Raw genomic sequence first — 21,157 nt, 5'->3', positions numbered from 1 at the left:
GGGGGGCCGGCGGAGGGCTAGCGTTTGTCCAGCTTCATGTGCAGCAGCGGGAACGGGTTGCCCTGGCCGTCGAGCGGCGAGCGGCCGGTGATGACAAACCCGTAGTGGCGGTAGAAACCGCTGGCCTGCGGATTTTGCTCGTTCACGTCCAGCTGCAGCTCATCGTGCAGCGTTTCCGCGTGGGTCAACAGCGCTTTGCCCACGCCTTGGCCGCGCTGATCGGCGTCGATAAACAGCATCTCCACCTTGTTGCCGTTCAGGCCGATAAAGCCGCAGGGATGCCCCGGTCGGTCTTCGGCCACCCAAACGTTGACCGCCGGCAGGTAGTCGTTCAGCACCAGCGGGAACAGCTGCGCGATGTTGTCTTCGGTTAAAAAATGGTGGGTGGCGCGCACCGAACGCAGCCAGATATCTGCCAATTGCGCGTTGTCTTCCGCCGCGCGTGCTCTGATGGTAATCATCGAACTCTCTGCTATCTAAGTTGAAGGAAAAGAAACTAGATAGAGGTTTTGTGGGGTTAGTGCCGAATTAACGTGGGTTAACGCCCTGCAAAGCGCCTCTGCAGTGGATCGAATAGGCCCGCCTTCTCGCAAGCGGTATAACAACTGTAATTCAGCAAGTTAATGCTTTCAACCGCCGCAGGGCGCAATGAGGCGCCCGTCGCGTGATACACTGGCCGCTGAACCAGCAAGAGGGCGGCAGGATGGAAGCGGTACGCGCAGCGATAGAAAAACAGGTGCTCAGCCTGACCGGGCTGGCGCTCGGCGGCGTCGATTTTGAGAACCCGCCGGGCGATCCGGGCTTGTTCGGCCCGCAGTCTGTCATCTGGCAGGTACACCGCGACTTCACCCCGATGCTGTGCGGCGGCGTCAGCGCCTTGCTGCTGCAAATGCTGCACCCGCTGGCGCTGGCCGGAGTGTGGGATCACTCCAATTTTCGCGAAGATATGATCGGCCGCCTGCGCCGCACCAGCCAGTTCGTGTCGGTCACCACCTTCGGCCCGACCGCCGAGGCGCAGCGGCTGATCGCCAAAGTCAAAGCCATCCATCTGCGGGTGACCGGCGTCGGCAGCGACGGCACGCCTTATGCCGCCAGCGATCCGGCGCTGCTGACCTGGGTGCACGTGGCGGAGAGCAGCCGTTTTCTGGCCAGCCACCTGCGCTACCGCAACCCGCACCTTTCCCGCGATTTGCAGGATCAATACTATCGTGAAGCGGCGCGCGTGGCCGCCGCGCTGGGGGCGACGGCAATTCCTCAGTCCTGCGCGGAGGTCGAAGAATACCTGCAAGCGATGCGGCCGCAGCTGGTGTGCGATGAACGCACGCAAGAGGTGGCGCGCATTCTGCTGAAGGCGCCGGCGCCGAGCGCATTGGCGCGCCCCCTCGGCGGGGTGGTGATGCAGGCGGGCATCGATCTGTTGCCCGATTGGGTGCAGCGGCAGTTCGGTTTTCATCCGGGCGCGCTGCGGCGGCGGCTGGTGCGAACGGGCGCCGCCGGTTTGGGCAAGGTGCTGGGCGCGTCGATGCGCAACGGTTCCTATCAGCGTGCGGTGCGGCGCATCACTCAGCCGTCATGAGCCGCAGCCGCTATAATTAGCCTTTGTTTATCTTCGTTTACGGCCGTTTTTGAGACTTTTACGGGTGATCCGGCCAGTAATGCGTTTTACACTTGGGGCAAAGCCACATTCCATTTTTGGCGCGCAGCCGATTCTGCCGCGCCCTGACCCTATTGAGGTGATATGAACGAGTCATACGTACTTGCTGAAGTCAGCAATGAGAACCAGACGCTGGTCGCGGTGGTTCAGCAAGATCACCGGGCAGCCTATTTTTACATTTATCCCGCCGAAGCCTACAGCGATCGCTATCAGGTGCGCGCCTGCTGGCTGCGCAACCTGGCCGCCGCGCCGCTGCAGGAAGATCGCGCCGCGCTGGAGCAGGGGCAGCCGCCGATGCTGGCGGCGGAGTTTTGCCGCAACCTGGAAGGGGAAGCGCCGCTGAACCCGGAAGGGCTGATGGTGGTGTGGAGCGAAAGCGACGACGGCGCGGCCCTGTGGTATTACGGCCAACTGCTGGCGGTGATCCCCGGCTGGAGCCTGTATATCGATCATTCGGTGTGCTACTCGGCCAGCTGTATCAAGGAGAGCCCACTGGCCTATCCGCTCGGTTCGGCCTCGACCAACACGCAATATGCGCAGGCGGAAAGCACCCGCCAGTTTTGGCGCAGCTGGCAGCGTGAAGAGGGCAATCCGTGGCCGAAGATGCAGCGCGATTTTCAGGCGCGCTATGAGCCGCATTTCGGCCCTTCGGTAAAATACTACGCCATCGATCAGGGCAAGTGGCCGCCGATGGCCATCACCCAGCACGAACGCGACGGCATCTATTACTTCCTCACCATGGGGGTCAGCATCCGGCCGATGCCGTGGGTGGAGATCCTGTTCAACGACGAGGCTTCGCGCTATCGCCGCATGGAGATGGCGATCGCCATCGATAGCCAATACATGACTGAAGACAACGCGGTGCAGATGGCCAGCGCGCTGGCCGGTTTCGCTCATGCGCCGTGGGCGCGGCTGACCTGGATCGGCGAAGGGCATACGCTGGAGTCCGACGTGGCGCCGCTGGGCTATGAGGGCTATATTTTATCGTCGTCCTTCTACCCGCATCACGCGCACCTGGCTCTGCCGCAGCAGTATGGCGATCCGGTTAACCTATTCTGGGCCAGCCCGGTGTTTACCGCCGAGCGCCAATTGGCGCACGCCACGCCGAATGGCGGGCACGATCTGGTGCACAGGCTGCGCGAGCAGGGCGTCGACCATATTTTCCGCCCGCGCCAGCCGGTGTGCTGACGCGCTTATCTTTTCTTCAGGAGCCGCCATGACCACCGCGCTGTTGATTATCGATGTGCAGGAAGGGTTGTTTACGCCGCCGCCGGCGGATGCCGCGGGCACCGTTGCGCGCATCAATCAGCTGAGCGAGCGCGCCCGCCGGGCCGGTGCGCCGGTTGTCGTCATTCAGCACCATACGCCGGATGATGAGTTGCCGCACGGCAGCGCCGCCTGGCAAGTGCTCGCGGCGCTGACGGTGGCGCCGGGCGACCATCGGGTGGAGAAAACCACGCCGGACTCGTTCCTGCGCACCTCGCTCGGCGCGTTACTGATCGCCAACGGCGTATCGCAGCTGGTGGTTTGCGGCTACTCCACGCCGTTTTGCATCGATACCACGGTGCGCAGCGCGGCGGCGCGCGGCTATCCGGTGACGCTGGCGGCGGATGCGCATACCTGCCACGACAAATCCTATGCCGATGGCCTGCTGATCCGCACCCACCATAACGAGACGCTGTCGAACATCGACAGCTTCGGCGTGCCGATCCGCGCAGTGCCCGCGGCGGACATCGTGTTCTGATAACGGAAAACGGGGGCCAACGCCCCCGTTCGTTATTTCAGGCCCGCCCGCCGCGCCGCCACCTTGGCCAGCGCCGCCCAGTCCAGATCCGCATCCCCCTGCGCCATCGCGTCGAGGAAGTTGTCTTTCAGCACCCCGGCGAACGGCATCGGCGTATGGCTGTCGGCGCCGGCGGCCAGCGCCAGCCCGACGTCCTTCAGCCCCAGCGCCAGCCGGAACCCGGCGGGTGAATACTTCTCGGCGGCGATCAGCGCGCCATAGCCCTGATAGGCCGGGGCGGCGAAGACGGTGCTGCTCAGCATCTGCAGGTAGTCGGCGCCGGACACGCCGTAGTTGCGCACCAGCGCGCTGCCTTCCGCCATCGCTTCAATGGCGCTGGCCAAGGTAAAGTTGGTGGCGATTTTGACCACGTTAGCCTGCGCCGGATCGGCACCGAAGTGCCAGGTTTTCTGGCCAAGGGCATCGAACAGCGGCTGCGCTTGCTTCAGCCGCTCGCTATCGCCGGCCGCCAGAATATTCAGCTTGCCGGCGGCGGCCACGTCGACCCGGCCCAGCACCGGCGCGGCGAGATAGCCGATGCCGTGTTCCGCATGCAGCGTCGTCAGGCGTTTGGCGAGTTCGACCGAGATGGTCGCCATATTGATATGCAGCGCGCCCGGTTTCATTCGCTGCAGCAATCCGCTGTCCACCACCACCTGTTGCGTGGCGGCATCGTCAGCCAGCATGGTGATCAGCACCTCGGCATCGGCCAGCTGTTCCGGCCGTTCGGCCTGCCGCGCGCCGGCGCTCACCAGCGGCTGCGCCGCCTGCGGCGAGCGGTTCCATACCGTTAAGGCGAAGCCCGCCTGCAACAGGTTGGCCGCCATGGCGCTGCCCATCCCACCCAGTCCGGCAAATCCGATCTTCATCATGCGCTCCTTTTTCAGGTTGAAGGTTTTACCCTAGCGCGCCAGGCCAGGAACGCAAATGCCGGAGTGTAACGTCGTCTTACGCACCGGCGGCGGGTTATTGACGTGCTGCCGCAGCGGGTATACCTTGATGCCATGAATATATCGATGCACTCCACCCACAATCAGTCATGGTGGCGCCTCTTCTGAGGCGGCACGAGTATTCACATCTCTTTTTAATGCCGCCGGTTTGGCGGCATTATTTTTTGTGGCGTTGATCCGGCGGTCTACAGACCTTCAGGAGCACTGTCATGAGTTACACCATTCTTACCGGCGATCGCGCCACCGGCCCACTGCATTTAGGCCACTTCGTCGGCTCGCTGCGCCAGCGCGTGGAACTGCAGTACCAGCATAACCAAACGGTGATGGTGGCGGATGTGCAGGGCCTGACCGACAACGGCAACAACCCGCAAAAAATCAGCGCCAACGTGCTCAACGTGGTGGCCGACTATCTGGCGGTGGGCATCGATCCGCACAAGACCACCATTTGCCTGCAGTCGGCGCTGCCGGCGTTGGCCGAGCTGACGATGTACTACCTCAATCTGGTCAGCGTGGCGCGGCTGGAACGCAACCCGACGGTGAAAAACGAAATCGCCGAGAAGGATTTCGCCCGCAGCCTGCCGGCCGGCTTTTTGATCTATCCGGTCAGCCAGGCGGCGGACATCACCGCCTTCGGCGCCACCCACGTGCCGGTCGGCGAGGATCAGCTGCCGATGCTGGAGCAAACCAACGAGATCGTGCGGCGCTTCAACCACATCGTCGGCCAACCGGTGCTGACGGAGTGCCAGCCGCTGTTGAGCAACGTCGGGCGTCTGCCGGGGCTGGACGGGCAGGGCAAGATGTCGAAATCGCGCGGCAACGCCATCCCGCTTGGCGCCGGCGCCGACGAGGTGCACAAGGCGGTGATGAGCATGTTCACCGATCCCGGTCATCTCAACGTCAGCGATCCCGGCCGGGTGGAGGGCAACATGGTGTTCACCTATCTGGACGCCTTCTGCGAAGACGCCGTGCTGGTGGTGGAGCTGAAGGCGCACTACCGGCGCGGCGGATTGGGGGACGTGAAAATCAAACGGCTGCTGGAGGATTGCCTGCAGAGCCTGCTCGAACCGATCCGCACCCGCCGCGCCGAATTCATCGCCGATAAAGGCGAGCTGACGCGCATCCTGCAGCACGGCACCCGCCGCGCGCATCAGGTCAGCCAGCAGACGCTGCAGCAGGTCAAGGCGGCGCTGGGGCTGGACTTCTTTAGCCTGGAATGATGCGCACGCCGGGGCGGCACGCGTCACGCCCCGGCCATAAAACCATCATCCCACTGTCATAAACTTATCCGTTAATAGGTGCCCATAATGATTAGCCACTGAAACCAGAGAAATCATATGGCTCAGGCACTGTTAAAATTGGCGCAGCACGACTTTCCAGGGCAGCACGCCGCCGCATCCCGCAAAGTGTTATCGGTAAAGGGGCTCGGCAAGGCCTACAAAGCGCAGCAGCGCGTGCTGGATGACATCAATTTCGATCTGCACGCCGGCGAATTCGTGGCGGTGATCGGCCGTTCCGGCGCGGGCAAGTCCACGCTGCTGCATACCCTCAACGGCACTATTCCTTCCAGCTGCGGCGAGATGCTGCACTTCGAAGACGATGGCGTGGCGCAGGATATCGCCCAGCTTGCCGGCCGCCAGATGCGCCAGTGGCGCGCGCGCTGCGGCATGATCTTCCAGGACTTCTGCCTGGTGCCGCGGCTGGACGTGATGACCAACGTGCTGCTGGGGCGCCTGAGCCACACCTCCACCCTGAAATCGTTCTTCAAACTGTTCGATGACGCCGATCGCGCTCGCGCCATTGAGCTGTTGCAGTGGCTCAACATGCTGCCGCACGCGCTGCAGCGCGCCGAGCACCTCTCCGGCGGCCAGATGCAGCGCGTCGCCATCTGCCGCGCGCTGATGCAAAATCCGCAAATCCTGCTGGCCGATGAGCCGGTGGCGTCGCTCGATCCGAAAAACACCCGCCGCATCATGGATGCGCTGCAGAAAATCAGCGAAGACGGCATCGCGGTGATGGTGAACCTGCACTCGGTCGAACTGGTGAAAGAGTATTGCTCGCGGGTGATCGGCATCGCCCACGGGAAGATCGTGTTTGACGGGCATCCTTCGCAACTGAACGAACGGATCCTGCACCAGCTGTATGGCGAAGAAGCCAATCAGATCCATTGAAGCACTTTGACCTTTACCCTTTACACACAAGGCACACCTAATGAAAAAAGTATTGAGTCTGACCACCCTGATGGCCGGCGCGATGATGGTATTTAATGCTGCTGCAGCGGATGCGCCGAAAGAGCTGAACCTGGGCATTCTCGGCGGCCAGAACGCCACCCAGCAGATCGGCGATAACCAGTGCGTGAAGCAGTTCCTGGATAAAGAGCTGAACGTCGATACCAAGCTGCGCAACTCGTCCGACTATTCCGGCGTGATCCAGGGCCTGCTGGGCGGCAAGATTGACCTGGTGCTGAGCATGTCGCCGTCGTCGTTCGCCTCGGTCTACATCAAGGATCCGAAAGCGGTGGACATCGTCGGCATCGCGGTCGATGACGTCGACCAGTCGCGCGGCTACCACTCGGTGGTGGTGGTGAAGGCCGGCAGCCCGTACCAGAAACTGGAAGACCTGAAGGGCAAGGCCATCGGCTTCGCCGATCCGGATTCCACCTCCGGCTTCCTGATCCCGAACCAGGCGTTTAAAAAGCTGTTCGGCGGCACGGTCGACAACAAATACAACAACACCTTCTCCAGCGTCACCTTCTCCGGCGGCCACGAGCAGGACATCCTCGGCGTGCTGAACGGCCAGTTTGAAGGCGCGGTGACCTGGGCGTCGATGATCGGCGACTACAACACCGGCTACACCAGCGGCGCGTTCACCCGCATGATCCGCATGGATCACCCGGACCTGATGAAGCAGATCCGCATCATCTGGCAGTCGCCGCTGATCCCGAACGGCCCGATCCTGGTGAGCAACTCGCTGCCGGCCGACTTCAAGGCTAAAGTGGTCACCGCCATCAAGAAGCTGGATAAAGACGATCACGCGTGCTTTATCAAAGCGATGGGCGGCAAACAGCACATCGGCGACACCACCCTGGCGGAATACCAGACCATCATCGATATGAAGCGCGAGCTGACCAAAGGCGACCGTTGATTCCCGGCTGCCTCGGCCGCCCGAATGAAGGGGTTCAGCATGCTGAACCCCTTGTTCCATAACGATGGAAGACCTGTTTTGAATACCGATTTCGCACACTATTACCAACGGATCCGCAGCAAGCAAAAGCGCGAAGCGCTGCTGTGGTCGCTCGGGCTGGTGGTGCTGTACCTGGGCGCCGGCAACCTCGCCGAGTTCAACCTGCACACCGTCTGGGTGTCTATTCCGCACTTCTTCGACTACCTGGCCGAAACCGTGCCGACGCTGCACTGGAACCTGCTGTTCGCCGACGGGCGCACCGAAGGCTCGCTGGCCTACTGGGGCTATCGCCTGAACATTCAGCTGCCGCTGATCTGGGAGACCCTGCAGCTGGCGCTGGCGGCGACCATTTTCTCGGTGCTGGTGGCGACCGTGCTGGCGTTTCTGGCGGCCGGCAATACCTATACTCCGGCCTCGGTGCGGCTGGCGATCCGCACGCTGGTGGCGTTCTTGCGCACCATGCCGGAGCTGGCGTGGGCGGTGATGTTCGTGATGGCGTTCGGCATCGGCGCCATTCCCGGCTTCCTGGCGCTGGCGCTGCACACCATCGGCAGCCTGACCAAGTTGTTCTACGAATCGATCGAAACCGCCTCCAACAAACCGGTGCGCGGGCTGGCGGCCTGCGGCGCCACGCCGCTGCAGCGCATGCGCTTTGGCCTGTGGCCGCAGGTGAAGCCGGTGTTTCTCTCCTACAGCTTCATGCGGCTGGAGATCAACTTTCGCCAGTCGACCATTTTGGGGCTGGTGGGGGCGGGCGGCATCGGCCAGGAGCTGATGACCAACATTAAACTCGACCGCTACGATCAGGTCAGCATGACGCTGCTGCTGATCATCGTGGTGGTTTCCGTGCTCGACTACGTGTCGGGCGAGCTGCGCAAGCGCGTGGTGGAGGGGGCAAAATGACAGCGGGCACTCCGGCATCGGCGGAAACGCTGCGCCAGTTGAAACAGCAGCATCCGGCGATCTTCGCGCAGCAGGGGCGCTACCTGCGCACCGTCGGCCTGATCGCGCTGGCGATCGTGCTGTACTACGTGTTCTTCTTCCTGGTCTTCGGCATTAGCTGGCCGCAGTTTATCAACGGCTGCCAGCAGCTGGGGCGCTATTTCCTGCGCATGTTCGTCTGGCATGACTTCGCCAACTGGCCGTTCATGTACTACTTCCAGCAGATTGGCATCACCATCGCCATCGTGTTCGCCGGCACCATCACCGCATCGCTGATCGCGCTGCCGCTGTCGTTCTTCGCCGCGCGCAACGTGATGTCGACGCCGTTGCTGCGGCCGATCTCCGTGCTGGTGCGCCGCTTGCTCGACGTGCTGCGCGGTATCGATATGGCGATCTGGGGGCTGATCTTTGTGCGCGCCGTCGGCATGGGGCCGCTGGCCGGGGTGTTGGCTATCGTGATGCAGGACGTCGGGCTGCTGGGCAAACTGTACGCCGAAGGGCACGAGGCGGTGGACAAGTCCCCGAGCCGCGGCCTGACAGCGGTGGGCGCCAACGGGTTGCAGAAGCACCGCTACGGCATCTTCACCCAGTCGTTCCCCACCTTCCTGGCGCTCAGCCTGTACCAGATCGAATCCAACACCCGCTCTGCGGCGGTGCTGGGCTTCGTCGGCGCCGGCGGCATCGGCCTGGTGTACGCGGAGAACATGCGGCTGTGGAACTGGGACGTGGTGATGTTCATCACCCTGATCCTGGTGGTGGTGGTGATGATCATGGACAAGGTCTCTTCGCTGCTGCGCAACAAGTACATCATCGGCGAAGATATCCCGCTGTATCAGCAAAAAAGCCAAATCGATTGAGAAACCCCTTGCCGATCCCTATACTGCCGCACATTCAAGGTGTGCGGCCATACCCGTCATACTTGGAGCTGCCTCTTTGTTGGCTGCATTTGCGCGCCCCGGTCACATAGTTAACTATGCTCCGGGGGCTTACAAATTTGCCGCCGCGATGCAACTCCAATTATTTTGGGTATGGGGCATTTTTTTACAATGCGCACGTCCCCGTTAGACAAGTAAAGGCAATGCAATCCCATGATGAACAACGACGTGCTGCGCAGCGTGCGCTATATGCTGAGCATTAACAACGCCAAAATGGTCGAGATTATCAAACTGGACGATTTCGAGGTGGCGGTGTCGGCGATGGACGCTTACGTGATCAAAGAAGGCGAGCCGGGCTACGAGAAGTGCCCGGACGAAGTGATGGCGCACTTCCTCAACGGCCTGGTGTTCTTCAAACGCGGCAAGGACGACAAGTTCCCGGCGCCGGCGGTTGAGCTGCCGATCACCAACAACCTGGTGCTGAAAAAGCTGCGCGTGGCGTTCGAGCTGAAAGACACCGACATGCACCAGATTTTCACCGCGGTGGATTTCCGCATCTCCAAGCCGGAGCTGAGCGCGCTGTTCCGCAAAGAGGGCACCAAGAACTACCGCCCGTGCGGCGATCAGATGCTGCGCTACTTCCTCAAAGGGCTGGCGCAGCGCGTTCGCGGCGAGTAACGCGCAGCGTTCACCGAACATCAGGTGCAATCGCAAGGTTGCGCCTTTTTTATTGCCGCTCTCCCGCCCGCCGTTGTTGTACAGGCCCTCAGCCATCCGTCATCGATGGAGGGCGTGCCTCCCATCCGGTTACTTTTCCAGGGTTCGTTCAATGTCGATTGAAACGTAAAATCCAGAGGAGTAATTCAATGGCTCAAATGTCAAAAGAAGATCCGCAGTTCAACACAAAAAATACCGCAGCTCAGGTCAATGACGGCGGCGAATTCGCTGAATATACCCCTGAACAGTTTGGCGCCGTAGGCGATGGCCTGGCCGATGATCGAGATGCTGTTAGCGCCATGTTCGCTAAAGTGGCGATTGACGCCGCTAAATCGATGAAAAAACGCCAGGTCAGAATGGCGAATGTCTATCGGTTGACGTTGGGTTCGGCTTGGCAGCCTCTGCAGATCCCCAGCAACTGCCATATTTATGGCGGTGGTGAAATTCACCTGGATGACGATACGCCTCAAATCAACATTTTTAATACCGTTGAACAGTCGAATTTCATCGTGGAAGATCTGAGGATTACGAGAAAGGTGACTCAGAAAGATACAGATCCTATTTGGTGGTATGCCACACGCGCGTGTACCGGCATGGCTTTCACCCGTTGTGAAAACTTCACCGTGAGAAATTGTGTCATCAGTATGCATACTGATGCTTTGGGCCTTTCTGACTGTACGTCAGTTACCCTTGAGAACAATTTACTTAAAGATTTGGGAGAGGAACCTATCGCGGTTCGTGGCGGCCGCCATATTACGATCCAGAATAACGAGCTGACGAATCACCAGGGTGATGGGATCCTGCTGAAAACGGGTGTGAACAGAGAGGCTTATGACATCTTAATCGTGAACAATCATATTCACGATGGGCACAAGCCTGCGAAACCGGCAGGGGCAGGGCACACGCAAAGAGGGGGCGGGGTGACGCTCAATAACGAGGTGACCGGCACGCCTCATTCATTTACTAACCTGACCGTTGCCAATAACCATATTGTTAATACCAGCTATGGCATCGCGCTGGGTGGAATCAGTGACATTAATATCTCTAATAACTACATCAAGACGATCGAAAGGTTCGGCATTCAGATAGACTATTCCTTAGTAAATAACCCCACCAAAATTCCTACGAATAATTCCCGAATCATCGGGAATCACGTTGAGGATACCGTTGAGAATGGCATCGATTATCATGGTAACAATGATATTTCTGTCACGGAGTCTGTTATCGCAGATAACTTTTTAAATTTCTGTGGTACCTCCACGACGTCGGCCTTCAATGGCATTGCCGCAACGGAGGCGACCCTTTCAGGCAATATTATCAATAACTGCAAGGTTGCCCTGTTCGCTAATAGCTGCGTGATGACCGGCAATAAGATAACCAACTCCGGATGGGGCGCCAGTCAGGTATGGATCAAGTTGTATGGCGACCGTACGGTGTTTTCCGGCAATCGGGTGACGGACTCTGGGTTTGGTTATATCCGTTTCTTGAATGGGAAAAACGCCATTATTGAAGGGAATGTGATTAAACTGGCTGCGCCTGCTCGGGCGCTGGAGTTAGGCGGGGAATTTGACGAAACGACCCTTATTGGCAAGAACGCCTGGGATTGCGCTTTTAAACCTATTCTCTCTACGATTGCTGGGGTGACGGGCAATCAACTCATTCAGTACTCCTTCCCGAATGAAGGCGTGGCCCACATTACCCCGCAGATGTTCGGCGCGAAGGGTGATTGGAATGATACCGCTGGCGTTGGTACGGATGATACGCAGGCGTTTAAACAGGCTATCGCTTATGCGATTAGCCAAGGCTGCAAGAAGCTCTATGTGCCTGCCGGCAACTATTACATTACGGATACGTTAAATTTAGGGGGGGAAAACTACACCGGAGATAAAGGCATTGCGATAGAGGGTGAAAATTGGATTAGTACAAAATTCTTCTTTAAGCCGACGTCTAATGATCATGCGTGTTTTGAGTCGAAAGGCGGTTCCGGGATCCATACCAACAGATATATCAGCGACCTGACGATTACGCCGGCCAAGGGCGCGTTATATACGGGCACCGGCTATCGGATTAATGGTTCCTGCTTCATGCGGCATGAAAGATTGCTGATTATGAAGTTTTTTGTGAACCTACATCTGTTGAACGGCTATGCCGGTGCGTTTACCGAGTTCGTCAGTTTTCACTCTTGCCGGTTCCACCGTGGCTTGTCGAACATCTTGATGGAAAGCAATGGCGGGGATAGCTCCTTCCACGGCGTGGGGTTCCATGAAATTCAATGTCAGATCAAAGTTTCCGGCAATCCGGGCGATGGCGGCACAAATACGGATGCCGGCGTGGGGCTGGAGCTGAGAGGAAACGCCAACAGAGCAACCTGGTACAACGGTTTCTGCTATATCCACCTGTTCGGCGGCGTCGGCGCAACGGCGATCAAACTCACCCGGACCAACACCGATAACATCCTGGGGCAGTTTACTTGCGAAGGTGAAGCCATTCTTCAGAGTGATGGAAGCACTTTTGAATGTCGAGGCGGTTTCTATAACGTGAGTACTACCACTTACAATGTGGCGGCAGAGCCGGTAAACGGCATTGCGGCGGCATTTGTGTTTGATAACATGATGAGCAATACGACAAGATTCGCCAACGCGGCAATCGCCGATATGGCTCCAAGGCAGCTTCCGTGGTCCTTGGCGGACAGGGCCAGTAATGGCGCTTATCCGGCGATTTTCCATGGCATCAAGGGCGACTCCGATAACCTGTTCTATGCAGCCAGAGGGGGAAGTACCAACTATCATTACTTTGGCGGTATTTCTCCAGGCAATAACCTTCAGGGGTTTGAACCGGGCGTCAGGTTGGCTCAGGACGGGGCTTCTTTCATTAGTTTTGCACCTAAGTTTACGCTTGGCGCGAATAACAATACGACCAGCAGCGGCGTATCCATCTCCCCTGCTGATTTTTCGCCGCAGAAGGATATCGCGACCGCCTTAGGACAGCCCTCATTCAAATGGAGCGGGTTGTACACTAAGCAGTTAACGGTCGCTGACAATGGCGTTTATCCTGCCGGTAACGGCGCTTACCCTATTGGTGGGCCGAATAACCAATTCTCCTCTGGCCACATAAAAGTGTTGAATATTTATGATTCAGCGAACGTGAACGGAGATCCCGTAGGTGTCAGAGTTGCCGTCCCCGCTTCGGCCGTTGCGCCCGGTAAAATAGGCCAATGGTCGGCAGACTCCGCATTCTTTTATGTTTGCACGGCGGCCAATACCTGGAGAAGGGTGGCGCTCACCACATGGTAGGTACTGAACTTGCGGCTGATGGCTGACCTATCCATATCATCCTTCCGGGGCGGCGAGTATCGCCGCCCCGTTTTTTTCCTCTGCGTCATCCCGCCATTGCACTCTTTTTGTTCCCCCGCTGCGCACCGCTGGTGCAGCCCGTTTGCCGCCGCTGTCATAAGTTTTAATTATAATTTATTGAAATCATGAGATTAAAAATTGGCACGACGGTTGCTCTGTTGGATCCCATCTTGTGTACCAGATGGAATTCAGCCGATGAGCGAACCTGTTGAAGCGTGCGGTTTTACCCTCAGTGAATGGCAGCACCATTATCAAACTCGTCCGGCGGGCGAGCGCCTCGCCTGCGTCAGCGCGACGATCGAAACGCTGGTCGCCGGCCTGAACCCGGACGATAACGCCTGGCTGTATCTCGCCACGCCGGCGCAGCGCGAGCAGCAGTATCGGCAGCTCGCGCAGAGGCTCGAGGCGGTCGCCGGCGATCTCAGCCGCCTGCCGCTGTTCGGCGTGCCCTTCGCCATCAAAGACAATATCGACGTCGGCGGCTGGCCGACCAGCGCCGCCTGCCCGGCGTTCACCTATCAGGCCGCGGCGGACGCCACCGTGGTCGCCCACCTGCGCGCCGCCGGGGCGATCGCCCTCGGTAAAACCAACCTCGACCAGTTCGCTACCGGGTTGGTGGGCACCCGCTCACCTTATGGCGCGGTGGTCAACAGCTTCGACAGCCGTTACGTCAGCGGCGGTTCCAGCTCCGGCTCCGCTTCGGTGGTGGCGCGCGGCCTGGTGCCGTTCGCGCTGGGCACCGATACCGCCGGTTCGGGGCGCGTGCCTGCCGGGTTCAACAACATCGTCGGGCTGAAGCCGACCAAAGGGCGGTTGTCCAACCGCGGCGTGGTGCCGGCCTGCCGGTTGAACGATACGGTGTCGGTCTTCGCGTTGACGGTGGCCGATGCCGCGCAGGTGGCGGAGCTGGCGAGCGGCTTTGACGCGGCAGACCCGTATTCTCGTGCCGATCCGCATACCGCGCCGGCGGATATCCCCGCCGCGCCGCGTTTTGCCGTTCCCGCCCAGCTGGAGTTTTTCGGCGACGTGCAGGCCGAGCGGGCGTTTCATCGTGCGCTGGCGCAGCTGCAGGCGGGCGGCGCCACGCTGGAACCCCTCGATTTCGCGCCGTTTCGCACCCTGGCGGAACAGCTGTATTACGGGCCTTGGGTGGCGGAGCGCACCGTGGCGATTGAGCAGGTGCTGGAAGCGAGCCCGCAGGCCATCGATCCGGTGGTGCGCGGCATCGTTGGCAACGGCCTCGGCTACAGCGCCTGCGACGCCTACAAGGCGGAATACCTGCGCGCCGAGCTGGCGCGGCAGATCGCCCAGCGGCTGGCGCCGTTCGACGCGCTGGTGGTGCCGACCGCGCCCACTATCCGCACCCTGGCGGAGATGGCGCAGGAACCGGTGCTGTTCAATTCGCAGTTCGGCACTTACACCAATTTCACCAACCTGGCCGATCTGAGCGCGCTGGCGCTGCCGGGGCCGCTGCGCGAAGACGGCCTGCCGGCGGGCATCACCCTGATTGCGCCCGCCTGGCATGACCGGGCGCTGGCGGCGTTTGGCCTGCGCTGGCAACGGCAAAGCGCCTTGCCGCTCGGCGCTATCGGCCGGGCATTGCCGCCGCAGCCGGCGCTGGCCCCGTCTTCGGGACACGTGCGTCTGGCGGTAGTAGGCGCTCACCTTAGCGGCATGCCGCTCAACGCCCAGCTGACGCAGCGCGACGCGGTGTGGGTAGAGCAAACCGTTACCGCTCCCTGTTACCGCCTGTACGCGCTGGCCGATACCGAGCCGCCGAAGCCGGGGCTGGCGCGCGCGGCGCAGGGGGCGGCGATCCGCGTAGAGCTGTGGGACATCCCGCTGGCCCGTTTCGGCGAGTTTGTGGCGGAAATCCCGACGCCATTGGGCATCGGCACACTTCTGCTGGCGGACGGCCGGCGGGTGAAGGGGTTTATCTGCGAAGCCTGGGCGCTGGAAGGCGCCATGGATATCACTGAGTTTGGCGGCTGGCGCGACTATCTCGCCAGCGTTAAGGGAGCATGAACATGTTTACTACCGTACTGATCGCTAACCGCGGCGAAATTGCCTGCCGCGCCATTCGCACCCTGAAACGCCTGGGCGTCACCAGCGTGGCGGTTTATTCCGACGCTGACCGCAATGCGCCGCACGTCACCGAAGCCGACAGGGCGGTGGCGCTCGGCGGCGACAAGGCCGCAGACAGCTACCTGCGCATCGACAAGATCCTTGCGGCCGCCGCCGCCACCGGCGCGCAGGCGATCTACCCCGGCTACGGCTTTTTGTCCGAGAGCGCCGAGTTTGCCGAAGCCTGCGAGGCGGCCGGCATCGCCTTTATCGGCCCGACGGCGGCGCAGATGCGCGAGTTCGGCCTCAAGCACCGGGCGCGCGAGCTGGCGGCGTTGGCCGGGGTGCCGATGACGCCGGGTACCGGCTTGCTGGAGAACGTTGAGCAGGCGGTCGCCGCCGCTGCGCGCATCGGCTACCCGGTGATGCTGAAAAGCACCGCCGGCGGTGGCGGCATCGGCCTGACGCGCTGTGACGACGAGGCGGCGCTGCGCGACGCGTACGACAGCGTCAAACGGCTGGGGGAGCAGTTCTTCCGCGACGCCGGCGCCTTTATCGAACGCTTCGTCGATCGGGCGCGCCACGTCGAGGTGCAGATTTTCGGCGATGGCCAGGGGCAGGTGGCGGCGCTCGGCGAGCGCGACTGTTCACTGCAGCGCCGCAACCAAAAGGTGGTGGAGGAAACCCCGGCGCCGCATCTGCCGGCGGCGACCCGCCAGGCGCTGCATCGGGCGGCGGTGGCGCTGGGCGAGTCGGTGAATTACCGCAGCGCCGGCACGGTGGAGTTCATATACGACGCCGCGCGCGACGAGTTTTATTTCCTGGAAGTGAACACCCGCTTACAGGTAGAGCACCCGATCACCGAGATGGTCACCGGTCTGGATCTGATCGAATGCATGCTGCAGGTGGCGGCGGGCGATGCGCTGGATTGGGCGGCATTGCGCCGCGCGCCGCAGGGCGCGGCGATCGAGGTGCGCCTCTATGCCGAAGATCCGCTGAAAAACTTCCAGCCCAGCCCCGGCGTGCTGACCGAGGTGCATTTCCCTGACGACGTGCGCCTCGACGGCTGGGTGGCGACCGGCAGCGAAGTTTCGGCGTTTTACGACCCGATGATCGCCAAGCTGATCGTGCACGGCGCTGACCGGGCGCAGGCGCTGGAAAAACTGCGCGTGGCGCTGGCGGCGACCCGTTTGCACGGCATCGCCACCAACCTCGACTATCTGCGGCAGGTGATCGCCACGCCGCAATTTCAGCGCGGCGACGTCTGGACGCGCCTGCTGGACGATTTGCGTTTCCAGCCGCACTGCCTCGAAGTGCTGCAACCCGGCACCTACAGCAGCGTGCAGGATTATCCCGGCCGCCTCGGCTATTGGGACATCGGCGTGCCGCCGTCCGGCCCGATGGACGACTTCGCGTTTCGGCTGGCCAACCGCATCGTCGGCAACCACCCGGCGGCGGCCGGGCTGGAGTTTACCCTGCAGGGGCCGACGCTGCGCTTTCACTGCGACGCCACCATCGCGCTGACGGGCGCCAGCTGCCCGGCCGATCTGGACGGCGAGGCGGTTGCGTATTGGCGGCCGATTACGGTGCGGGCCGGGCAGGTGCTGACGCTGGGGCGCGCTACGCACGGCTGCCGCACCTATCTGGCGGTGCGTAACGGCTTCGACGTGCCGGTGTACCTCGGCAGCCGCTCCACCTTCGCGCTCGGGCAGTTCGGCGGCCACGCCGGGCGCACCTTGCGCGTGGCGGACATGCTGGCGATCGCCCAACCGGCGCTGGCGGCCAGCACCACGCCGGCGCCGATCGCCGCGCCGCAGGCGATGGACGACAGCCTGATCCCGCACTACGGCGATCAATGGCACATCGGCGTGCTGTACGGGCCGCACGGCGCGCCGGACTTTTTCACCGCTGAATCGATAGAGGCCTTCTTCGCCACCGACTGGCAGGTGCATTACAACTCCAACCGCCTCGGCGTGCGCCTGGCGGGGCCGAAGCCCGAGTGGGCGCGGGAGGACGGCGGCGAGGCCGGTTTGCATCCTTCCAACGTGCACGACTGCGAGTACGCCATCGGCGCGATCAACTTCACCGGCGACTTCCCGGTGATCCTGACCCGCGACGGGCCGAGCCTCGGCGGCTTCGTCTGCCCGGTGACCATTGCCAAGGCCGAACTGTGGAAAGTGGGGCAGGTGAAGCCGGGCGACCGCATCCGGTTCCATCCGATCGGCTTCCGGCAGGCGCAGTCGCTGGAGCAGGCGCAGCTTGGCAGCATCGAAGCGCTGGCGGCGGTGAAGGCCATCACCCTGCCGCCGCCGGATCTGGCCCCGGCGGACAGCGTTTCCGCCGCGGTACTGGCAGCGCTGCCGGCGGCGGAGGGGCGCCCGGCGGTGGCGTATCGCCAGGCGGGGGACGGTTACATCCTGATGGAGTACGGTGACAACGTGCTCGATCTGGCGCTGCGCCTGCGCATTCATCTGCTGATGCAGTCGCTGCGGCAGGAGGCGATCCCGGGCGTGGCGGAGCTGGCTCCGGGCGTGCGTTCGCTGCAGATCCGCTACGACAGCCGGCAGATTAGCCAGGCCGACCTGCTGCAGCGCCTGCTGGCGCGCGAACGGGCGCTGGGGGACGTCAGCCGCCTGAAGGTGCCGACGCGCACCGTGTGGCTGCCGATGGCGTTCGAGGATTCGGCCACGCTGGGGGCGGTGGATCGCTATCAGCAGACGGTGCGCGCCTCGGCGCCCTGGCTGCCGAACAACGTCGATTTCATTCAGCGCATCAACGGCCTGAGCCGACGCGAGCAGGTGCGCGACATTCTGTTCGACGCCAGCTACCTGATCCTCGGGCTGGGGGACGTGTACCTCGGCGCGCCCTGCGCGGTGCCGCTCGATCCGCGCCATCGCCTGCTGAGCTCCAAATACAACCCGGCGCGCACCCATACCGCCGAAGGGACGGTCGGCATCGGCGGCATGTACATGTGCATCTACGGCATGGACTCGCCGGGCGGTTACCAGCTGGTGGGGCGCACGCTGCCGATCTGGAACAAATTCCTCAAAAACCCGCAGTTCACCGCCGGTGAGCCCTGGCTGCTGCGCTTTTTCGATCAGGTGCGCTTCTACCCGGTCAGCGAGCATGAGTTGGACGAGCAGCGCGAAGCGTTCCGCGAAGGGCGCATGCAGGTGCGCATCGACGAGAGCGAGTTCGACTTCGCCGCCTACACCCGTTTCCTGGCCGACAACGCCGGGGCGATCGCCGACTTCCAGCATCGCCAGCAGCAGGCGTTCAGCGCCGAAGTGGCGCGCTGGCGCAGCGATGACGACGAGGCCGAGGCGCAGCTGTTGCCGCCGGAGGAAGAAGACGCCATCGACGGCGATCTGGTCAGCGCCGATCTGAACGGCAGCGTGTGGAAGATCCTGGTGGAACCGGGGCAGGCGGTGGCGGCCGGGCAGCCGCTGATCGTGGTCGAGGCGATGAAAATGGAGCTGGCGGTCACCGCGCCGCGCGCCGGGATCGTTAAGCGCATCAGCTGCCGGCAGGGGCGGCCGGTCGGGCCGGGCGACGCCCTGCTGTGGCTGGAAAAGGCGGTCTGAACGGAGAAGCGATGATGCAAATCACCAACGGAGAGCACAAGGCGCGCCCGGAGGGGCTGGCGGAGCGCATTTATCTGCAGCTCAAGGCCGACATTTTCGAGTTTCGCCTGCTGCCGGGCGATCGCTTCAGCGAAAGCGAGGTGGCGCAGCGCATGGCGGCCAGCCGCACGCCGGTGCGCCAGGCGCTGTTTCGGCTGGAGCGCGAAGGCTATGTCGAGGTGCTGTTTCGTAGCGGCTGGCAGGTGCGGCCGTTCGATTTCGCCTACTTCGAAGAGCTGTACGACCTGCGCATCGTGCTGGAACAAGAGGCGGTGAAACGGCTGTGCGAACGCCCGGCCGGGGAAACGCCAGGCGCGCTGGCGGCGCTGAGCCGTTTTTGGGCCGAAGCGCCGCGCCTGGCGGACGGCAAGGCGGTGTCGCAGCACGATGAGCAGTTTCATCAGGCGTTAGTGGCCGCGGCGGGCAACGGCGAAATGGCGCGCATTCACCGCGAACTGACCGAAAAAATCCGCATCATTCGCCGGCTGGATTTCACCCAGCAGGCGCGGGTGGACGCCACCTACCGCGAACACGCCGCCATTTTGCAGGCGATCCTGCAGCGGCAAAGCGGGGCGGCGCAAACGCTGCTCGGCGAGCATATCGCCGTCAGCAAGGCAGAGGTACGAAAAATAACGCTGCACATGTTGCACCAGGCGCGGGCTCAGCAGCCTGTGCGCTCGGCGTAACGATTTTGATTTCACACACATCAGGAGTTTGAACTATGCAACGTCGTCGTTTTATCAAAGCTTTTGCGCTGTCCGCCGCCGCGATCGGCATGGGCCTGGCCTGGAGCGCGCAGGCCGCCGACACCATCAAGGTCGGTATTCTGAGTTCGCTCTCCGGCACCATGGCGATTTCCGAGACGCCGCTGAAGGATGTGGCGCTGATGACCATCGACGAGATCAACGCCAAAGGCGGGGTGCTCGGCAAAAAGCTGGAGCCGGTGGTGGTGGATCCGGCCTCCAACTGGCCGCTGTTCGCCGAAAAGGCGCGCCAGCTGCTGAGCCAGGACAAGGTGGCGGCGGTGTTCGGCTGCTGGACTTCGGTGTCGCGCAAGTCGGTGCTGCCGGTGTTTGAGGAGCTGAACGGACTGTTGTTCTATCCGGTGCAATACGAAGGTGAAGAGATGTCGCCAAATGTGTTCTACACCGGCGCGGCGCCGAACCAGCAGGCGATCCCGGCGGTGGAATACCTGCTGAGCGAGGACGGCGGCGGCGCCAAGCGCTTCTTCCTGTTGGGCACCGATTACGTCTATCCGCGCACCACCAACAAGATCCTACGCGCCTTCCTGCACAGCAAAGGCGTGCAGGACAAGGATATCGAAGAGGTCTATACGCCGTTCGGCTACAGCGATTACCAGACCATCGTCGCCAACATCAAGAAGTTCGCCGCCGGCGGCAACACCGCGGTGATCTCCACCATCAACGGCGATTCCAACGTGCCGTTCTACAAAGAACTCGCCAACCAAGGCGTCAAGGCCACCGACGTGCCGGTGATCGCCTTCTCGGTCGGCGAGGAAGAGCTGCGCGGCATCGACACCAAACCGCTGGTGGGCAACCTGGCGGCCTGGAACTACTTCGAATCGCTGGATAACCCGACCAATAAACAGTTTGTCAGCCAGTGGAAAGCCTACGCCAAGGCGCACAATCTGCCGAATTACGCCACCGCGGTGACCAACGATCCGATGGAAGCCACTTACGTAGGCCTGCACATGTGGGCGCAGGCGGTGGAAAAGGCCGGCACCACCGACGTCGATAAGGTGCGCGCGGCGATGGCCGGGCAAACCTTCGCCGCGCCGTCGGGCTTCACGCTGACCATGGACAAAACCAACCACCACCTGCACAAACCGGTGATGATCGGCGAGATCGAGAGCAACGGCCAGTTCAACGTGGTGTGGCAGACCGAAGCGCCGGTGCGTGCGCAGCCGTGGAGCCCGTATATCGCCGGCAACGACAAAAAACCGGATTACCCGGTGAAAGGCGGCAAGTAACGTCACTCAGCGCCGGCGCGGCTCGA

The 21,157-nt window shown here is 61.8% G+C and carries 16 protein-coding genes; 14 read left to right on the top strand and 2 right to left on the bottom strand.

Translation table 11 applies throughout. The features are described 5' to 3' along the window. Positions 1–17: 17 nt before the first annotated feature. Positions 18–461, bottom strand: coding sequence for an acetyltransferase (locus tag MMS95_RS08190; protein WP_004939500.1), 444 nt, complete (start codon positions 459–461; stop codon positions 18–20). Positions 462–703: 242 nt separating this feature from the next. On the opposite strand from MMS95_RS08190, the gene MMS95_RS08185 reads away from it, so the two are divergent. From MMS95_RS08185 to MMS95_RS08175, 3 genes are all read left to right on the top strand, one after another. Beyond that, positions 704–1,576, top strand: a complete 873-nt coding sequence (locus MMS95_RS08185; protein WP_242141564.1) for an oxygenase MpaB family protein — start codon at positions 704–706, stop codon at positions 1,574–1,576. A gap of 162 nt (positions 1,577–1,738) precedes the next feature. Further along, on the top strand, positions 1,739–2,842 hold the full coding sequence (locus MMS95_RS08180) for a suppressor of fused domain protein (protein WP_242141563.1): 1,104 nt from the start codon (positions 1,739–1,741) through the stop codon (positions 2,840–2,842). 28 nt (positions 2,843–2,870) lie between these two features. Continuing rightward, positions 2,871–3,398, top strand: coding sequence for a cysteine hydrolase family protein (locus MMS95_RS08175; RefSeq protein ID WP_015377091.1), 528 nt, complete (start codon positions 2,871–2,873; stop codon positions 3,396–3,398). Positions 3,399–3,430: 32 nt separating this feature from the next. On the opposite strand, the gene MMS95_RS08170 is transcribed toward MMS95_RS08175, so the two are convergent. Beyond that, a complete protein-coding gene (locus tag MMS95_RS08170) occupies positions 3,431–4,306 on the bottom strand; it encodes an NAD(P)-dependent oxidoreductase (protein WP_033633801.1) in 876 nt (291 codons plus the stop codon). A gap of 290 nt (positions 4,307–4,596) precedes the next feature. On the opposite strand from MMS95_RS08170, the gene trpS reads away from it, so the two are divergent. The 11 genes from trpS to urtA all read left to right on the top strand — a co-directional run bounded on the left by trpS (position 4,597) and on the right by urtA (position 21,131). Further along, positions 4,597–5,604 carry a tryptophan--tRNA ligase gene (gene trpS / locus MMS95_RS08165; RefSeq protein ID WP_242141562.1) on the top strand — a complete coding sequence of 336 codons (1,008 nt, stop codon included), beginning with the start codon at positions 4,597–4,599 and terminating at the stop codon, positions 5,602–5,604. A gap of 117 nt (positions 5,605–5,721) precedes the next feature. Beyond that, positions 5,722–6,555 carry a phosphonate ABC transporter ATP-binding protein gene (gene phnC / locus MMS95_RS08160; protein WP_019454697.1) on the top strand — a complete coding sequence of 278 codons (834 nt, stop codon included), beginning with the start codon at positions 5,722–5,724 and terminating at the stop codon, positions 6,553–6,555. 40 nt (positions 6,556–6,595) lie between these two features. Continuing rightward, positions 6,596–7,528, top strand: coding sequence for a phosphonate ABC transporter substrate-binding protein (gene phnD, locus MMS95_RS08155; protein ID WP_004939482.1), 933 nt, complete (start codon positions 6,596–6,598; stop codon positions 7,526–7,528). A 78-nt stretch (positions 7,529–7,606) separates the two neighbouring features. Continuing rightward, complete coding sequence (gene phnE / locus MMS95_RS08150) at positions 7,607–8,470, top strand: phosphonate ABC transporter, permease protein PhnE (protein WP_016928590.1); 864 nt, start codon at positions 7,607–7,609, stop codon at positions 8,468–8,470. Then, the gene (gene phnE / locus MMS95_RS08145; RefSeq protein ID WP_033633798.1) at positions 8,467–9,366 is read left to right on the top strand and encodes a phosphonate ABC transporter, permease protein PhnE; all 900 of its coding nucleotides are present in this window, start codon (positions 8,467–8,469) and stop codon (positions 9,364–9,366) included. Before phnE (MMS95_RS08150) ends, phnE (MMS95_RS08145) begins: the two co-directional genes overlap by 4 nt. Positions 9,367–9,597: 231 nt before the next feature. Next, a complete protein-coding gene (locus MMS95_RS08140) occupies positions 9,598–10,062 on the top strand; it encodes a DUF1456 family protein (protein WP_004939471.1) in 465 nt (154 codons plus the stop codon). 188 nt (positions 10,063–10,250) lie between these two features. Then, positions 10,251–13,394 carry a right-handed parallel beta-helix repeat-containing protein gene (locus MMS95_RS08135; protein WP_060558910.1) on the top strand — a complete coding sequence of 1,048 codons (3,144 nt, stop codon included), beginning with the start codon at positions 10,251–10,253 and terminating at the stop codon, positions 13,392–13,394. Between the two features lie 255 nt (positions 13,395–13,649). Then, complete coding sequence (gene atzF, locus MMS95_RS08130; RefSeq protein ID WP_242141561.1) at positions 13,650–15,479, top strand: allophanate hydrolase; 1,830 nt, start codon at positions 13,650–13,652, stop codon at positions 15,477–15,479. Between the two features lie 2 nt (positions 15,480–15,481). Continuing rightward, positions 15,482–19,102 carry an urea carboxylase gene (gene uca / locus MMS95_RS08125; RefSeq protein ID WP_242141560.1) on the top strand — a complete coding sequence of 1,207 codons (3,621 nt, stop codon included), beginning with the start codon at positions 15,482–15,484 and terminating at the stop codon, positions 19,100–19,102. A gap of 14 nt (positions 19,103–19,116) precedes the next feature. After that, positions 19,117–19,827 carry a GntR family transcriptional regulator gene (locus MMS95_RS08120; RefSeq protein ID WP_031299707.1) on the top strand — a complete coding sequence of 237 codons (711 nt, stop codon included), beginning with the start codon at positions 19,117–19,119 and terminating at the stop codon, positions 19,825–19,827. Positions 19,828–19,862: 35 nt separating this feature from the next. Continuing rightward, positions 19,863–21,131, top strand: coding sequence for an urea ABC transporter substrate-binding protein (urtA, locus tag MMS95_RS08115; RefSeq protein ID WP_015377100.1), 1,269 nt, complete (start codon positions 19,863–19,865; stop codon positions 21,129–21,131). Positions 21,132–21,157: the final 26 nt, after the last annotated feature.

This window comes from Serratia sp. PGPR-27 (assembly GCF_022678525.1).
Classification (GTDB): Bacteria; Pseudomonadota; Gammaproteobacteria; order Enterobacterales; family Enterobacteriaceae; genus Serratia; species Serratia nematodiphila.
This window is presented reverse-complemented; position numbering and strand designations above follow the sequence as displayed.

Coding starts and splice junctions, on each gene's coding strand:
- phnC (WP_019454697.1), top strand. CDS start 5,722: ATGGCTCAGGCACTGTTAAAATTGGCGCAGCACGACTTTCCAGGGCAG.
- MMS95_RS08120 (WP_031299707.1), top strand. CDS start 19,117: ATGCAAATCACCAACGGAGAGCACAAGGCGCGCCCGGAGGGGCTGGCG.
- MMS95_RS08140 (WP_004939471.1), top strand. CDS start 9,598: ATGATGAACAACGACGTGCTGCGCAGCGTGCGCTATATGCTGAGCATT.
- urtA (WP_015377100.1), top strand. CDS start 19,863: ATGCAACGTCGTCGTTTTATCAAAGCTTTTGCGCTGTCCGCCGCCGCG.
- MMS95_RS08180 (WP_242141563.1), top strand. CDS start 1,739: ATGAACGAGTCATACGTACTTGCTGAAGTCAGCAATGAGAACCAGACG.
- MMS95_RS08170 (WP_033633801.1), bottom strand. CDS start 4,306: ATGAAGATCGGATTTGCCGGACTGGGTGGGATGGGCAGCGCCATGGCG.
- MMS95_RS08185 (WP_242141564.1), top strand. CDS start 704: ATGGAAGCGGTACGCGCAGCGATAGAAAAACAGGTGCTCAGCCTGACC.
- MMS95_RS08135 (WP_060558910.1), top strand. CDS start 10,251: ATGGCTCAAATGTCAAAAGAAGATCCGCAGTTCAACACAAAAAATACC.
- atzF (WP_242141561.1), top strand. CDS start 13,650: ATGAGCGAACCTGTTGAAGCGTGCGGTTTTACCCTCAGTGAATGGCAG.
- phnD (WP_004939482.1), top strand. CDS start 6,596: ATGAAAAAAGTATTGAGTCTGACCACCCTGATGGCCGGCGCGATGATG.
- uca (WP_242141560.1), top strand. CDS start 15,482: ATGTTTACTACCGTACTGATCGCTAACCGCGGCGAAATTGCCTGCCGC.
- phnE (WP_033633798.1), top strand. CDS start 8,467: ATGACAGCGGGCACTCCGGCATCGGCGGAAACGCTGCGCCAGTTGAAA.
- MMS95_RS08175 (WP_015377091.1), top strand. CDS start 2,871: ATGACCACCGCGCTGTTGATTATCGATGTGCAGGAAGGGTTGTTTACG.
- trpS (WP_242141562.1), top strand. CDS start 4,597: ATGAGTTACACCATTCTTACCGGCGATCGCGCCACCGGCCCACTGCAT.
- MMS95_RS08190 (WP_004939500.1), bottom strand. CDS start 461: ATGATTACCATCAGAGCACGCGCGGCGGAAGACAACGCGCAATTGGCA.